Source organism: Massilia sp. CT11-137 (assembly GCF_047302885.1).
GTDB lineage: Bacteria > Pseudomonadota > Gammaproteobacteria > Burkholderiales > Burkholderiaceae_D > Telluria > Telluria orientalis.
This window is the reverse complement of the sequence record NZ_JBKYMP010000001.1, coordinates 1,114,236-1,128,702: the sequence shown is the minus strand read 5'-3', so window position 1 is coordinate 1,128,702 and position 14,467 is coordinate 1,114,236. Positions and strand designations below refer to the sequence as shown.

Genomic DNA, 14,467 nt, shown 5'->3' with positions numbered 1-14,467 from the left:
TGCCACGATCCAATCGATTCTATCCGAAGAATATAGTCGAGTCCATTGGGCAGCGCAGCATGGACGGCCTGCCCGCCACGGCGTTCTGGCATATACTCGATAGCATTTCCATATGATCTGCCCAGGCCCATGCACGCACCCCGACGCTTCGAAGGCAGCGACAACTATGTCGCCACCGCCGACCTGAAACTGGCGGTCAACGCCGCCCTCACCCTCGCCCGGCCCCTGCTGATCAAGGGCGAACCCGGCACCGGCAAGACGATGTTGGCCGAAGAGGTCGCGGCCGCGCTGGACATGCCCCTGCTGCAGTGGCACATCAAATCGACGACCAAGGCCCAGCAGGGCCTGTACGAATACGACGCCGTCTCGCGCCTGCGCGATTCGCAGCTGGGCGACGAGCGCGTGCGCGACATCCACAACTACATCGTCAAGGGCGTGCTGTGGCAGGCGTTCACGGCGCCGGAGCCGGTCGTGCTGCTGATCGACGAGATCGACAAGGCCGACATCGAATTCCCGAACGACCTGCTGCGCGAACTGGACCGCATGGAGTTCTTCGTGTACGAGACGCGCGAGATGGTCGTGGCGAAGCACCGTCCCCTCGTCATCATCACGTCGAACAACGAGAAGGATTTGCCGGACGCCTTCCTGCGCCGCTGCTTCTTCCACTACATCAAATTCCCCGACCGCGACACGATGGCGGAGATCGTCAAGGTCCACTACCCCACGCTGAAGGCCGACCTGCTGGCCGCCGCGCTGCAGGGTTTTTATGAGCTGCGCGACGTGCCGGGCCTGAAGAAGAAGCCGTCGACGTCGGAATTCCTCGACTGGCTGAAGCTCCTGCTGGCCGAGGACATCCCGGCCGAGGTCCTGCGCAGCCAGGACGGCAAGACGATCGTGCCGCCGCTCGCGGGCGCCCTGCTCAAGAACGAGCAGGACGTGAGCCTGTTCGAGCGCCTGGTGGCGATGGCGAGGCACAACCGATGATCCAGGTCGCTCCCGTCACCCTGGAATTCAATGGCGTGCGCCTGGAGCCGCTCGGGCCGCACCACCTCGACGGCCTGCGCGCCGCAGCCGCCGACGGCGAACTGTGGAACCTGCGCATCACCTCCGTGCCGGAACCGCAGGACACGGAAGCCTATATCCGCATGGGCCTGGAGACGCCGAACCGGGTCGCCTTCGCCGTCGTCGACGCGTCCAGCGACACCGTGATCGGCACGACCAGCTACCACGACATCATGCCCGCGATCGACCGCGTCGAGATCGGCTACACGTGGTACGCGAAGAGCCGCCAGCGCAGCCACGTCAACACGAGCTGCAAGCTCCTGCTGCTGTCGCACGCGTTCGACACGCTGGGCTGCGCCGTCGTCGGCCTGCGCACCGATAATTTCAATTATGCGTCGCAGGCCGCCATCGAGAGATTGGGCGCCAAGAAGGATGGCGTGCTGCGCCACCATGCGCCGCGCCGCGACGGGACCGTGCGCGACACGGTCATGTACAGCATCGTGCGCGGCGAGTGGCTTGAGATCAAGTCGCACCTGCATTACAAACTGAGCCGCCACGCGCGCCACGCGGAATAGGGAAGCGCGATGCTGATCGACTTCTTCTTCACCCTGCGCGACGCGAAGGTCCCCGTCACGATCAAGGAATTCCTCACGCTGCTGGAAGCGCTGCAGAAGCAGGTGATCGCGCCGTCGCTCGACGAGTTTTACTATCTCGCGCGCCTGACGCTGGTGAAGGACGAAGCCCATTTCGACAAGTTCGACCGCGCGTTCGGCGCCTTTTTCAAGGGCATCGAGACGGTGTTCGACACCAAAGCGGATATTCCACTCGACTGGCTTTGGAAACGCCTGGAGCGCGAGCTGACTCCGGAGCAGAAGGCGGAGCTGCAGAAGCTCGGCTACGACAAGCTGATGTCGCGGCTGCGGGAACTGCTGAAGGAACAGAAGGAGCGGCACGAAGGCGGTAATAAATGGATCGGCACCGGCGGCACGTCCCCGTTCGGCAACGGCGGCACGAACCCCGAGGGTATCCGGATCGGCGGCAAAGGGGGCAACCGCAGCGCCGTCAAAGTGTGGGACCAGCGCACGTACCGCGACTACGACGGCGAGCGCGAACTGGGCATCCGCAACATCAAGGTGGCATTGCGCCGCCTGCGCCGCTTCGCGCGCCAGGGCGCGCCGGACGAACTGGCGCTGGACGAGACGATCCGCTCGACCGCCAACAACGCGGGCTGGCTCGACATCAGGATGCAGCCGGAGCGGCGCAACCGCATCAAGGTGCTGATGCTGCTGGACGTGGGCGGCACGATGGACGACCACATCGAGCGCACCGAAGAGCTGTTCTCGGCGGCGAAGGCCGAGTTCAAGCACATGGAGTTCTACTATTTCCACAACTGCGTCTACGACCACCTGTGGAAGAACAACCGCCGCCGCCACGCCGAGCGCTTTCCGACATGGGACGTGCTGCGCACCTACCCGGCCGACACGCGCCTGATCTTCGTCGGCGACGCGACGATGAGCCCCTACGAAATCCTCGCGCCGGGCGGCTCCGTCGAATACGCCAACGAGGAAGCGGGCGCGGAATGGCTCGCCCGGTTCTGCCACGCCTTCCCGAAATTCGCGTGGCTGAATCCGGAACCCGAGCACCTGTGGCAGTACCGGCAATCGATCGCCGTCATCCGGCAGATCATGGGCAACCGCATGTTCCCCGTGACGATCGACGGCCTGGAACGGGCGATGCGTTTGTTGAGCAAATAACCGGACGGCGATCCTTCACGCAAAGCTGGGCGGGGAGTGCCCCCCTACGGCAATGTGAACATCGTAGGGTGGGCACCCCGTGCCCACGCGCGGCGTTTGAATTGCGCACGGCGTATTCCTACACGTAATCGTGCGGACAAATCGCTCTTGTAGAATCGGTCGCAGGTTGTAACATTTTGACAAAGGAGCCGGTATGCAGGAATTCCTGTCTGTCCTCACGAGTCTCGCCTGGCCCTTCGCGATCACGCTGGCCTGGCTGGTCGGCGAATTCGGGCAGCGCTGGACCGGCCTGCCGCGCATCAGTTTCTATGGCCTCGTCGGCTTCATCCTGGCCGCGCCCCAGCTGGGCATACTGCCGCTGCCGGAAGGCGGCACGACGCTGCTGCTGGCCGACGTCGGGTTCGGCCTGATCCTGTTCGAGCTGGGCTACCGCATCAACCTGCGCTGGCTGCGCACGAATCCGTGGATCGGCGTCACGGGCCTCGTCGAAGCGGGCCTGACGTTCGTCGGCGTCTACCTCGTCGCGAATGCGTTCGGCGCGGCGCTGATCGACCGGCTGATGCTCGCGTCGCTGTCGATGGCGACGTCGCCCGCGACCGTCGTCCGCGTGATCAACGAACAGAAAAGCTCGGGCCAGGTGACGGAACGGGCACTGCACCTGTGTGCGCTGAACTGCGTGCTGGCCGTGTTCGCGTTCAACGCCACCGTCGGCCTGTGGATCTTCCGCACGTTCGAGGACGTCGGCGACGCGCTGTGGAACAGCCTCGTCGTGCTGGGCGTCTCGGCCTTCACGGGCGCCGTGTTCGGCCTGGTCGTGCCTGGCATCCTGCGTCTGCTGGGCAAGCTGGCGCAGGACGCCACCGTCGCCTTCGCGCTGGCCGTGATCCTGCTCGTCGCGATCACGTACGCACTGGGCCTGTCGCCCGTCGTCGCGGCGCTCGCGTTCGGACTGACGGCGCGCCACCGCCGCGTCGCGTTCAGCCAGGCGCAGCGCAATTTCGGCGCGCTGGGCGAACTGCTCACCGTCGTGCTGTTCGTGTTCGCCGCCTCGACGCTCGACTGGCGCCGCGTGTGGGCCGGCGCTCTGCTTGCCGTCGCCCTCGTGCTCGTGCGCCTGCTCGCCAAGACGGCCGGCGTGACGGCGTTCGCACATTTGTCCGGCATCTCGTGGCGCAAGGGTGCGCTGACGGGCGTGGCATTGACGCCGTTGTCCGTGTTCGTGATCCTCCTGATCGAGCATGCGCGCCACGCCGGCGTGCAGGTCGTCGAAGAATTGCGCGCCGTGGCCGCCGTGACGATGCTGCTCGAAGTATTCGGTCCCATCATCCTGCAACGCGCCCTCGTGTGGGCGCGCGAAGCGCCGGAGGTCAACCATGCCGCTTGAACCCTTCGCCACCTCGGCACCGCTGACGTTCGGCGTGGAGCTGGAACTGCAGCTCGTCAGCCTGTCCGACTTCGACCTCACGCCGGCCAGCCCCGACCTGATGCACCTGCTGAAGCGCAAGCCGTTCCCCGGCAACGTCACGCCCGAGATCACGGAAAGCATGATCGAGATAAATTCGAGCGTGCAGACGAACTACCGCACGCTGCTGGCCGAGTTGCTCGAGATCCGCGATACGCTGGTCGCCGCCAGCGACGTACTGAACATCGGCATCGCCGGCGGGGGCACGCATCCGTTCCAGCACTGGTCCGAACAGCGCATCTCGGCCAAGCCGCGCTACCAGGAATTGTCGGCGCTGTACGGCTATCTCGCCAAGCAGTTCACCGTGTTCGGGCAGCACGTGCACATCGGCTGCGCCAGCGGCGACGACGCGCTGTTCCTGCTGCACGCCCTGTCGCGCTACATCCCGCACTTCATCGCCCTGTCCGCATCGTCGCCGTTCGTGCAGGGCCACGACAGCGGCTTCGATTCGGCGCGCCTGAATTCGGTCTCGGCCTTCCCCCTGAGCGGCCGCGCGCCGTTCACGCTCAGCTGGGCGGACTTCGCCGACGTCTACTTCGCCAAGATGGAGCGCACGCGCATCATCAGGAGCATGAAGGATTTTTACTGGGACCTGAGACCGAAGCCGGAATACGGCACGATCGAGCTGCGCGTGTGCGACACGCCGCTCACGGTCGAACGGGCCGCCGCGCTCGCGGCCTACCTGCAGGCGCTGTGCCGCCACCTGCTCGAACGGAAGGAAGCGCCGCCGCTGGAAGACGACTACCTCGTCTACAACTACAACCGCTTCCAGGCCAGCCGCTTCGGGCTCGACGGCGTGATCACGCATCCGAAGACCTATGAACAACTCCCGCTGCGTGAGGACATCATCGCCACGCTGGACCTGATGGAACCGCATGCGCAGGCGCTGGGCAGCCTGGACGCGCTGCCGCACCTGGCCGCGGCGGCCAGCGACGGCGGCGACGCGAGTTTCCTGCGCGGGCAGTACGAACGCCAGGGCAGCGCGGAGGGCATGGTCGACGCGGCGATCCGGCGCTTCCGCGGACGATAATTTTTTTATCCGCGTGTCGATCCGCGGGCCGCCCGTTCGTCGTAGGATCAGAGGGATGTCCTCTGCCACTTACGCCAAGGAGACCGATCATGTCCACGAATACTGTAGAACTGCACCGCGTCCTGAAATCCACCGCCGACCGCGTCTACCGCGCCTTTATCACGCCGGCCGCCGTCGCCAAATGGCTGCCGCCGCACGGCTTCACCTGCACCGTGCACGAGCAGGACGCCCGCGTCGGCGGCCGCTACCGGATGTCCTTCACGAATTTCACGACGGACGGCAGCCACTCGTTCGGCGGCGAATACCTGGAACTGGAACCGGGCAAGCGCCTCGTCTACACGGCCGAATTCAACGATCCCAACCTGCCCGGCCGCATGCAGACGACCGTGCAGCTGCGCGAGGTGTTCTGCGGGGTCGACATCAAGGTCAAGCAGGAAGGCATCCCGGCCGCGATTCCCGCCGAGATGTGCTACCTCGGCTGGCAGGAATCGCTGCAGCTGCTGGCCCAACTGGTCGAGCCCGAAATCAAGGAGTAACTGGCGGCGCTTCTTCCCGCTCGTGCAATCCATAGTCGCGCACGACGGCGGCCACGCGCAGGCGGTAATCGGCAAAGAGGCCGGCCCGCCCCGCCGCCTGCATGGCACGGTGCGCGGGCAAGGTGCGCCAGCGTTTCACGGCGTCCTCGTCGCGCCAGAACGACAGCGACAACATCCTCTCCGGCCGCGCCAGCGATGCGAAACGTTCGACGGAGATGAAGCCGTCGATCGCTTCCAGTTCGGGACGCAGCGCGGCGGCCGCATCCAGGTAATCCTGGCGCTTGCCGGGCGCCGGCTCCACTTCGAAGATCACGGCGATCATGCGACGTTTTCCAGGAACGTGCGCTCCTCGCGCAGGATGAAGCGCTTTTCGCGCGCAAACTGGAAGTTCGCCACCGCTTCGTCGTCTTTCTTCAGGCGCAGCCGGTAGGCTTCGTAATCGGCCAGGCTGTCGAAGCCGACGAGACCCCACGCCTCGTAATTGGTGCCCTCGTGCGGCAGGAAATAGCCGAGCAGGCGGCCACCCAGCCGCGGGATGATGCGGCCCCAGTTTTCGGAATACGTGCGGAAAGCGTCGCGCTGGATGGGGTCGATCTCGTAGCGGATGAAACAGGTGATGGGCATGATGGCTCCTCGTAACGTTGAAGCCCCATGGTAGTCACTGGCCCTCCCCCGATGCTTCGGCTAAGATCGAACCATGAGAGACGGACCGAATATCGCGAACATCGCCGCACTGATCGGCGACCAGGCGCGCGCCGAAGTGCTGAACGTGCTGATGAGCGGCATGGCGCTGACGGCGACGGAACTGGCCGACGCCGCCGGCGTCACGCGCCAGACGATCAGCACGCACCTCGCCAAGCTGCGCGAGGCGGGCCTGCTCGCCGTGGAGGCGCAGGGGCGGCACCGTTATTTCCGCATCGCCGACGCCGACGTCGCGCACCTGCTCGAATCCATGATGGGCATCGCGTTCGGCACAGGATCCGTGCGCGTGCGTTCCAGTCCGCGCGAACCGGCGCTGCGCAAGGCGCGGGTCTGCTACGACCATCTCGCCGGCGAACTCGGGGTGCTCGTCTACGAAAGCCTGGCCCGGCGCGGCGCGTTCGCGCTGGATGCCGGCGGCGTCACCCTGACCGACCATGGCCGCGCACTGATCGCGGCCATCGGCATCGATCCACTGCCCTCCGCCACACGGCGGCCGTTGTGCCGCCATTGCCTGGACTGGAGCGAGCGCCGCCATCACCTGGCCGGCGCCCTCGGGACGGCGCTGCTGGAGCGTTTCCAGCAACTGGGCTGGGCGCGCCGCGTGCCGGAATCGCGCGTGCTCGCGTTCAGCGCGGACGGCGAGGCGGCGCTCAGGGCCTGGCTGGACTGAGTCAGGTCGCCAGCGAGGGCCGGCCCGGCCCCAGGATCCGCGCCAGCAGCGGGCGCTTGACGGGCGCCGGCAGGCCGCGGTCGACGAGGCCCGCCCATTTCACGCTCAGCTGCTCGCAGGTGGCGCGCAGCACCGGATCGGCATCCGGCAGGCGCGCCAGCGCATTCAGGTGGCGCTCGATCACCGAGGCCAGTTTCACGCACGGCCCATCGCCGCTCGCGCGGTCGCAGGCATCCGCATTGTTCACGGTGTATTGCGACATCAGGTGCAGCAGCGCCGCCACGAGCAGTTCGTGGCGCGTGGTGCGCCGCCCGTCCGGCGTGTTCAGTTCGTCCAGCAGATCGTCGTCCATAAAGACTCCTCGCATAAATGAGAATGATTCTCGTTTAGATTATGGATCGGGACGAAGATGAACGCAAGCGCAATCTGCTCATTGCCGGACCAGCGCCATGAACCCGGCCGCAACCAGGACCATGCCACCGGCCGAGCCGTCGATCACCCGGCGCCGGGTGTCGCTCAGGCGGCGCTGTCCTGCCCGGCCCAGCGCAAGGCACAGCGAGGCGTACACGACCGCGCACCAGAACATGAAGGCCGCCGACAGGACGACCGCCTGCAGCGTCGTGTTGCCGCCGTGCCGGTCCATGAACTGGGGCAGGATGGCCACGTACACCATCATTCCCTTCGGATTGAGCAGGGACGTAAGAAAACCCTTGGCGAGCTGGTTCGTTACCCGCCCCTTCGGTACGACGAGCTCGCCGGAACGCAGCGCCGCCCGGATCATCTTCGAGGCCAGGTAGACCAGGTATGTGATACCGGCCCAGCGGATCACCTCGAACAGGACGGGTGACGCCGCCACGACGGCCGCGAGGCCGAGCGCGACGAGAAAGGAATGGACGCAGTAGCCGAGCAGCACGCCCGTCGTGGCGCGCAGTCCGGCCGGTGTGCCGCCGGACATCGCTTGCGACGCAATGAACAGGATGTCCGGGCCGGGCGTGCACACGAGCGGCAGGACGGTGGCGGAAAACAGCAGGAGGGTATGTGTATTCATGACGACAGCGTACTGCGCCGCGCCAGAAATGTGCTTCCAGAGTCTTGTCAAAAGTCGCCCATATCAGGCAACATCTTTCTCATGGACGATTACGATCGAAAGATTCTTGCGGAACTACAGAAAGACGGACGACTTTCTCTCACCGACCTGGCGGAACGCATCGGCTTGAGCCTGTCGCCGTGCCACCGGCGCGTGCGCGCACTGGAAGACGCGGGGATCATCGCCGACTACCGGGCGACGATCGATCCGGCGGCCGTCGGACTGAATTTCGCGGCCATCGTGTTCGTCACCTTGCGCGCCACCGACCGGGAGAGCGTACGTGCCTTCGAAGTCGCCGTGCCCGGCGTTCCCGAAATCATCCAGGCGCAGCGCCTGTTCGGCGACCCGGACTACATTCTGAACGTCATCACGACGGACCTGGCGGCGTACCAGAAACTGTGGGACGACAGCCTGTCGACGTTGCCGAACGTGCTGCGGCTGACGTCGACGCTCGTGATGAAGAGCGTCGTGCAGGGGCGGCCCCTGCCGCTGTGATCAGAGGCGGCTCATAGGCGGGTCTCGCGCGCGGCCCGCAGGAATTCATCCAGCACCGGCGTGCAGTCGAGCAGGTCGCCGCCCGTGGCGCGGTGGAATTCCGGATGCCATTGCAAGCCCATCACGAATGGCGCACGCTGGTAGCGGATCGCTTCGATGACGCCGTCCGGCTCGGACATCGCCTCCACGTGGATATCGCGGCCCAGGTCCTTGACGGCCTGGTGGTGGATCGAGTTCACGACGGCGCGTTCGTGCTGGGGAAACATCTTGCGCAGCGACGATCCATGCGGAAACATGATGGCGTGCCGGTGCGCGTCGTAGATGTCGTGCACGTGCGGCAGGGCGCCGGGCACGTTCGAGACGATATCCTGGTGCAAGGTGCCGCCGAACGCGACGTTGATCAGCTGGCAACCGCGGCAGATGCCCAGCACGGGCTTGCCCGCGTCGACGAATTCGTGCAGCAGTTCCAGTTCATACACGTCGCGCGCGCGGTCGCCGTTCCATTCGGGCCGCGTCGGCGTTTCGGAATACGTCATCGGCGACACGTCCGCCCCGCCCTGCAGCACGAGGCCGTCCAGGTGGCGCGCGTAATGACGCATCGTGATGTTGCTGGGGTGCAGCAGCCCGTTCGTATTGACAGTCGGGACCATGAACACGAGCACGTCGCGCGACATCACCCATTGCGCGATCGATTCCTCAAGGTATTGCAAGTTCTTGCTGCGCAGGCCTTTCGCGCCCTCTTCCGGATGGAAGATGCGGGCGGAGACGCCAATGCGCAGCGTGCGCCGCATGAAGTCGCGGTTGAACTTGTCGGTCAGCGCACGCCAGCGCGAGCGCAATACGCGGCCGGCCAAGTTCAACGGCGTGTCGTCGGTACGGAGGTAGCGCGACGCATTGCCGCCCGCTCGCCGGTCCGGCACCCTCGGCGGCGGTCCGGCGTCCGCTGGTTCATTAGCGTGCTTGTCATTGTCCTCAGCCATGATCTCAATATATCCTTGCGACGGTCGCGCACGATTCGTTTTAAGAAAAATATCGTTTTAGTAATGAAATCTCCGCACCCACCCGCATATGCACAGGATGCCGGGATGCCGCCGACTTGGCAATCCGTGCAACGAACACTTGCAAACTTGCGCTTAACAGGCAAAAATACTGTATTTTCATACAGTTGTTTTGGCCGCACGCCGCGTCCCGTCCTGTAGAACCCACCGCGTGAAGTCGCTTATTTTCCGCGCGACAAGATAGAATGCGCAGCATTCGAATGATTGAAGATCAAGCATGGCCACCAAGAAACCCGCACCCGATTACAGCGAATCATCCATCCGCGTCCTGAAAGGATTGGAGCCCGTCAAGCAGCGTCCGGGCATGTACACACGCACCGAGAATCCGCTGCACATTATCCAGGAAGTGATCGACAACGCCTCGGACGAGGCGCTGGGCGGCCACTGCAAGAACATCGACGTGACGATGAACGCGGACGGTTCCATCACCGTCGAGGACGACGGCCGCGGCATCCCGGTCGGCCTGCATCCGGAAGAAGGCGTCTCGACCGTCGAGATCGTGTTCACCCGCCTGCACGCCGGCGGCAAGTTCGACAAGGGCTCCGGTGGCGCCTACGCGTTCTCGGGCGGCCTGCACGGCGTCGGCGTGTCCGTCACGAACGCACTGTCGAAGCGCCTGGAAATCACGGTGTGGCGCAAGGACGACGACGGCAACGGCGTGCACAAGCTCGTGTTCGCCGACGGCGACGTCATCGAGCCGCTGACCTCCGAACCGTTCGAGCGCGGCGGCAAGAAGAACGGCACGCGCGTCACCGCCTGGCCGGACGGTAAATACTTCGATTCGCCGAACATCCCGATGACCGAGCTGCAGCGCCTGCTGCGCTCGAAAGCCGTGCTGCTGCCGGGCGTGACCGTCACGCTGACGAACGCCAAGACCGGCGACAAGCAGACCTGGCGCTACGACGAAGGCCTGCGCGGCTACCTGACGGAAGCGCTGGCGCAGACGGCCGGCGGCGGCCAGACCGTGATCCCGCTGTTCGAAGGCGCGCAGTACGCCGCCGCCGGCGATGAAGGCTTTGCCGAGGGCGAAGGCGCGGCGTGGGTCGTGGCCTGGACCGAGGAAGGTTCGGTGGTGCGCGAATCCTATGTCAACCTGATCCCGACGGTCAGCGGCGGCACGCACGAGTCCGGCCTGCGCGACGGCCTGTTCGGCGCCGTGAAGGGCTTCGTCGAGATGCACTCGCTGCTGCCGAAGGGCGTCAAGCTGCTGCCGGAAGACGTGTTCGCGCGCGTCTCGTTCGTGCTGTCCGCGAAAGTGCTGGACCCGCAATTCCAGGGCCAGACGAAGGAACGCCTGAACTCGCGCGACGCGGTGAAACTCGTGTCGTCGTTCACCAAGCCGCCGCTCGAACTGTGGCTGAACCAGCACGTCGAATACGGCCGCAAGCTGGCGGAACTCGTCATCAAGCAGGCGCAATCGCGTCTCCGTTCGCTGCAAAAAGTCGAGAAGAAGAAGTCGTCCGGCGTGGCCGTTTTGCCGGGCAAGCTGACCGACTGCGAATCGACGGACATCACGCGCAACGAGCTGTTCCTCGTCGAGGGCGATTCGGCGGGCGGTTCCGCCAAGATGGGCCGCGACAAGGAATTCCAGGCGATCCTGCCGCTGCGCGGCAAGGTGCTGAACACGTGGGAAACGGACCGCGACCGCCTGTTCGCCAACAACGAGATCCACGACATCGCGGTGGCGATCGGCGTCGATCCGCACGGCCCGGACGACAGCCCGGACCTGTCCGGCCTGCGCTACGGGAAGATCTGCATCCTCTCCGATGCGGACGTCGACGGCTCGCACATCCAGGTCCTGCTGCTGACCCTCTTCTTCAAGCATTTCCCTGCCCTCTTCAAGAACGGCCACGTATGCGTCGCGCGCCCGCCGCTGTACCGCGTGGACGTGCCGGCGCGCGGGAAAAAGCCGATCCAGAAGCTGTACGCGCTGGACGACGGCGAACTGCTCGCCATCGAGGACAAGCTGAAAAAAGAAGGCCTGAAGGAAGGCGTGTGGAGCATCTCCCGCTTCAAGGGCCTGGGCGAGATGAACGCCGAGCAGCTGTGGGAAACGACGATGAACCCGGACACCCGCCGCCTGCTGCCGGTGGCCTTCGGCGACTACGGCCTGGCCGAATCGTCGGCGCGCTTCAACATGCTGATGGGTAAAGGCGAAGCTGCCGCCCGTCGCGCGTGGCTCGAGGAGCACGGGAACGAGACGGAAGCCGACATCTGATGTGCGCGTAGCGCGTGGGCACGGGGTGCCCACCCTACGTTACCTGCAACGCCGTAGGGTGGGCTCCCCGAGCCCACGCGACGTAGCCCGAAAAGAATCGAACATACAAGATCATGACGCAAGCAAGCCTCTTCGAACAAACCACTCCCCCCGGCGGCGGCGGCGGCGATGACGCCGAGACGCTGACCCTCTCGACTTTCGCCGAGCGCGCGTACCTGGACTATGCCGTCTCGGTCGTGAAAGGCCGCGCGCTGCCGGACGTCTCGGACGGCCAGAAGCCCGTCCAGCGCCGCATCCTGTACTCGATGAACGAACTGGGTCTCGGCCCGACCGCGAAGCCGCGCAAGTCCGCGACCGTCGTCGGCGACGTGCTCGGTAAGCTGCACCCGCACGGCGACCAGTCGGTCTACGACGCCCTCGTGCGCATGGCCCAGGATTTCTCCCTGCGCTATCCGCTGATCGACGGCCAGGGCAACTTCGGCTCGCGCGACGGCGACGGCGCCGCCGCGATGCGTTACACGGAAGCCCGTCTGACACCCGTCTCGCGCCTGCTGCTCGACGAAATCGACATGGGCACCGTCGACTTCCAGCCGAACTACGACGGTTCCAGCGAGGAACCGCGCACGCTGCCAGCGCGCCTGCCGATGCTGCTGCTGAACGGCGCGTCCGGCATCGCGGTCGGCATGGCCACCGAGATCCCGTCGCACAACCTGCGTGAAGTGGCTTCCGCCGCCGTCGCGATGATCCGCAATCCGAAGATCACGCACGCCGAGCTGATGACCCTCATGCCCGGTCCGGACTATCCGGGCGGCGGCCAGATCATCACCCCGGCGTCAAGCATCGCCGACATGTACGCATCGGGCCGTGGCTCGATGAAGGTGCGCGCGCGCTGGAAGATCGAGGAACTGGCGCGCGGCCAGTGGCAGGCCGTCGTCACGGAACTGCCGCCGGGCGTGTCGTCGCAGCGCGTGCTGGAAGAGATCGAGGAACTCACGAACCCGAAGATCAAGGTCGGCAAGAAGACCCTGCTGCCCGAGCAGCTGACCTTGAAGCAGACGATCCTCGGCGCCCTGGACGCCGTGCGCGACGAATCGGGCCGCGAAGCGCCGGTGCGCCTCGTGTTCGAGCCGAAGTCGAAGAACCAGGACCAGACCGAATTCATGCTGATGCTGCTGGCGCACACGTCGCTGGAAACGTCGGCACCGATCAACCTTGTGATGATCGGCGGCGACGGCCGTCCGCGCCAGAAGGGTCTCACCGAGATCCTGCAGGAATGGATCGAGTACCGCTTCGTCACGGTCCGCCGCCGCACGGAATTCAGGCTGGGCAAGGTCAACGACCGCATCCACATCCTGGAAGGCCGCGAAACCGTCCTGCTGAACATCGACGAGGTCATCCACATCATCCGCAATTCGGACGATCCGAAGGCCGCGCTGATCGAGCGTTTCCGCCTGTCGGAACGCCAGGCCGAGGACATCCTCGAGATCCGCCTGCGCCAGCTGGCGCGCCTGGAAGCGATCAAGATCCAGCAGGAGCTCGCCGAGCTGCGCGGCGAGAAGGAAAAGCTGGAAGACATCCTCGATAACCCGAACTCGATGAAGCGCCTGATCATCCGCGAGATCGAGGCGGACTCGAAACAGTACGGCGACGACCGCCGCACGCTGATCGAGGAAGCGCAGAAGGCCGTGGCCGAGCAGAAGATCATCGACGAGCCGGTGACCGTCATCGTGTCCGAAAAGGGCTGGGTGCGCGCGCGTACCGGTGTCGGCCACGATCCGGCCCAGTTCACGTTCAAGGCGGGCGATTCGCTGTACGGCGCGTTCGAGTGCCGCACGGTCGACACGCTGCTGTGCGTCGGCGACAACGGCAAGGTGTATTCCGTGCCCGTGGCCGCTCTGCCCGGCGCGCGCGGCGACGGCGTGCCCATCACGACGCTCGTCGACCTGTCGGGCGGCGGACGCATCCTGTACTACTACGTGGGGCCGGCCGAGACGCGCCTGCTGCTCGCGACGACGACCGGCTTCGGTTTCATCACGAAAGCCGGCGACATGATCACGCGCCTGAAAGGTGGTAAATCGTTTATCACGCTGGACGACGGCGCCGTGCCGCTGGCGCCGCGCGTCGTATCGGACAATGCGGGCGCCATCGCCTGCCTGTCCGAGAAGGGCCGCGTGCTGGTGTTCGGCATCGACGAAATGAAGGTGCTGCAGAACGGCGGCCGCGGCGTGATCCTGATGGGCCTCGAGCCGAAGGAAAAGCTGCTGGCCGTGCAGCCGATCAGCCAGAAAGGCCTGAACGTGGTCGGCACCTGGGCCGGCGACAAGCCGCGCACGGTGGAGTTGTTCGCGTCCGGCCTGGAGCCGCACTTCGGCAAGCGGGCCAACAAGGGCAAGCCGTTGTCGGCCAAGCTGAAGGCGAAAGACCTCGCGATGCGCCAGACGGACGGCGGTTGA

General features: G+C 65.4%; 15 protein-coding genes. 10 read left to right on the top strand and 5 right to left on the bottom strand.

What is annotated here, in order from left to right; translation table 11 throughout:
- Nucleotides 1–129 precede the first annotated feature (129 nt).
- From ACEN98_RS05140 to ACEN98_RS05115, 6 genes are all read left to right on the top strand, one after another.
- A complete protein-coding gene (locus ACEN98_RS05140; RefSeq protein ID WP_413382121.1) occupies nt 130–984 on the top strand; it encodes an AAA family ATPase in 855 nt (284 codons plus the stop codon).
- Nucleotides 981–1,577, top strand: a complete 597-nt coding sequence (locus ACEN98_RS05135) for a GNAT family N-acetyltransferase (protein WP_413382118.1) — start codon at nt 981–983, stop codon at nt 1,575–1,577. The genes ACEN98_RS05140 and ACEN98_RS05135 overlap by 4 nt, the downstream gene beginning before the upstream one ends.
- 9 nt (nt 1,578–1,586) lie before the next feature.
- Nucleotides 1,587–2,756 carry a vWA domain-containing protein gene (locus ACEN98_RS05130; protein WP_413382115.1) on the top strand — a complete coding sequence of 390 codons (1,170 nt, stop codon included), beginning with the start codon at nt 1,587–1,589 and terminating at the stop codon, nt 2,754–2,756.
- A 193-nt stretch (nt 2,757–2,949) separates the two neighbouring features.
- Nucleotides 2,950–4,140, top strand: coding sequence for a cation:proton antiporter (locus ACEN98_RS05125; protein WP_413382112.1), 1,191 nt, complete (start codon nt 2,950–2,952; stop codon nt 4,138–4,140).
- Complete coding sequence (locus ACEN98_RS05120) at nt 4,130–5,248, top strand: YbdK family carboxylate-amine ligase (RefSeq protein ID WP_413339187.1); 1,119 nt, start codon at nt 4,130–4,132, stop codon at nt 5,246–5,248. Before ACEN98_RS05125 ends, ACEN98_RS05120 begins: the two co-directional genes overlap by 11 nt.
- 89 nt (nt 5,249–5,337) lie before the next feature.
- Nucleotides 5,338–5,784: an SRPBCC family protein gene (locus tag ACEN98_RS05115; RefSeq protein WP_413382109.1), complete on the top strand. Its 447-nt coding sequence runs from the start codon at nt 5,338–5,340 to the stop codon at nt 5,782–5,784.
- Here the strand turns inward: ACEN98_RS05115 and ACEN98_RS05110 are convergent.
- Nucleotides 5,774–6,106: an antibiotic biosynthesis monooxygenase family protein gene (locus ACEN98_RS05110; protein ID WP_413382106.1), complete on the bottom strand. Its 333-nt coding sequence runs from the start codon at nt 6,104–6,106 to the stop codon at nt 5,774–5,776. The two genes, ACEN98_RS05115 and ACEN98_RS05110, sit on opposite strands and share 11 nt — an antisense overlap.
- A complete protein-coding gene (locus ACEN98_RS05105; protein ID WP_413382103.1) occupies nt 6,103–6,408 on the bottom strand; it encodes an NIPSNAP family protein in 306 nt (101 codons plus the stop codon). Before ACEN98_RS05105 ends, ACEN98_RS05110 begins: the two co-directional genes overlap by 4 nt.
- Nucleotides 6,409–6,481: 73 nt before the next feature.
- On the opposite strand from ACEN98_RS05105, the gene ACEN98_RS05100 reads away from it, so the two are divergent.
- Nucleotides 6,482–7,156, top strand: a complete 675-nt coding sequence (locus ACEN98_RS05100; RefSeq protein WP_413382100.1) for an ArsR/SmtB family transcription factor — start codon at nt 6,482–6,484, stop codon at nt 7,154–7,156.
- Between the two features lies 1 nt (nt 7,157).
- On the opposite strand, the gene ACEN98_RS05095 is transcribed toward ACEN98_RS05100, so the two are convergent.
- Both ACEN98_RS05095 and ACEN98_RS05090 read right to left on the bottom strand, forming a co-directional pair.
- Nucleotides 7,158–7,508: a hypothetical protein gene (locus ACEN98_RS05095; protein WP_413382097.1), complete on the bottom strand. Its 351-nt coding sequence runs from the start codon at nt 7,506–7,508 to the stop codon at nt 7,158–7,160.
- A gap of 78 nt (nt 7,509–7,586) precedes the next feature.
- Entirely contained in the window at nt 7,587–8,204 is a 618-nt protein-coding gene (locus ACEN98_RS05090) for a LysE family translocator (protein WP_413382094.1), read from the bottom strand.
- Nucleotides 8,205–8,285: 81 nt separating this feature from the next.
- Here ACEN98_RS05090 and ACEN98_RS05085 point away from each other — a divergent pair, with 81 nt between their 5' ends.
- Nucleotides 8,286–8,738, top strand: coding sequence for an Lrp/AsnC family transcriptional regulator (locus tag ACEN98_RS05085; RefSeq protein ID WP_413382091.1), 453 nt, complete (start codon nt 8,286–8,288; stop codon nt 8,736–8,738).
- 11 nt (nt 8,739–8,749) lie between these two features.
- Here ACEN98_RS05085 and ACEN98_RS05080 read toward each other — a convergent pair whose 3' ends face one another.
- Entirely contained in the window at nt 8,750–9,718 is a 969-nt protein-coding gene (locus ACEN98_RS05080) for a gamma-glutamyl-gamma-aminobutyrate hydrolase family protein (RefSeq protein ID WP_413382088.1), read from the bottom strand.
- A gap of 295 nt (nt 9,719–10,013) precedes the next feature.
- On the opposite strand from ACEN98_RS05080, the gene ACEN98_RS05075 reads away from it, so the two are divergent.
- Both ACEN98_RS05075 and parC read left to right on the top strand, forming a co-directional pair.
- Nucleotides 10,014–12,014, top strand: coding sequence for a DNA topoisomerase IV subunit B (locus ACEN98_RS05075; RefSeq protein WP_413382085.1), 2,001 nt, complete (start codon nt 10,014–10,016; stop codon nt 12,012–12,014).
- Between the two features lie 113 nt (nt 12,015–12,127).
- Entirely contained in the window at nt 12,128–14,467 is a 2,340-nt protein-coding gene (gene parC, locus ACEN98_RS05070) for a DNA topoisomerase IV subunit A (protein WP_413382082.1), read from the top strand.

Excerpts from the sequence above, each read along its gene's own strand:
- ACEN98_RS05140 (WP_413382121.1), top strand. The coding sequence starts at position 130 with ATGCACGCACCCCGACGCTTCGAAGGCAGCGACAACTATGTCGCCACC.
- ACEN98_RS05135 (WP_413382118.1), top strand. The coding sequence starts at position 981 with ATGATCCAGGTCGCTCCCGTCACCCTGGAATTCAATGGCGTGCGCCTG.
- ACEN98_RS05130 (WP_413382115.1), top strand. The coding sequence starts at position 1,587 with ATGCTGATCGACTTCTTCTTCACCCTGCGCGACGCGAAGGTCCCCGTC.
- ACEN98_RS05125 (WP_413382112.1), top strand. The coding sequence starts at position 2,950 with ATGCAGGAATTCCTGTCTGTCCTCACGAGTCTCGCCTGGCCCTTCGCG.
- ACEN98_RS05120 (WP_413339187.1), top strand. The coding sequence starts at position 4,130 with ATGCCGCTTGAACCCTTCGCCACCTCGGCACCGCTGACGTTCGGCGTG.
- ACEN98_RS05115 (WP_413382109.1), top strand. The coding sequence starts at position 5,338 with ATGTCCACGAATACTGTAGAACTGCACCGCGTCCTGAAATCCACCGCC.
- ACEN98_RS05110 (WP_413382106.1), bottom strand. The coding sequence starts at position 6,106 with ATGATCGCCGTGATCTTCGAAGTGGAGCCGGCGCCCGGCAAGCGCCAG.
- ACEN98_RS05105 (WP_413382103.1), bottom strand. The coding sequence starts at position 6,408 with ATGCCCATCACCTGTTTCATCCGCTACGAGATCGACCCCATCCAGCGC.
- ACEN98_RS05100 (WP_413382100.1), top strand. The coding sequence starts at position 6,482 with ATGAGAGACGGACCGAATATCGCGAACATCGCCGCACTGATCGGCGAC.
- ACEN98_RS05095 (WP_413382097.1), bottom strand. The coding sequence starts at position 7,508 with ATGGACGACGATCTGCTGGACGAACTGAACACGCCGGACGGGCGGCGC.
- ACEN98_RS05090 (WP_413382094.1), bottom strand. The coding sequence starts at position 8,204 with ATGAATACACATACCCTCCTGCTGTTTTCCGCCACCGTCCTGCCGCTC.
- ACEN98_RS05085 (WP_413382091.1), top strand. The coding sequence starts at position 8,286 with ATGGACGATTACGATCGAAAGATTCTTGCGGAACTACAGAAAGACGGA.
- ACEN98_RS05080 (WP_413382088.1), bottom strand. The coding sequence starts at position 9,718 with ATGGCTGAGGACAATGACAAGCACGCTAATGAACCAGCGGACGCCGGA.
- ACEN98_RS05075 (WP_413382085.1), top strand. The coding sequence starts at position 10,014 with ATGGCCACCAAGAAACCCGCACCCGATTACAGCGAATCATCCATCCGC.
- parC (WP_413382082.1), top strand. The coding sequence starts at position 12,128 with ATGACGCAAGCAAGCCTCTTCGAACAAACCACTCCCCCCGGCGGCGGC.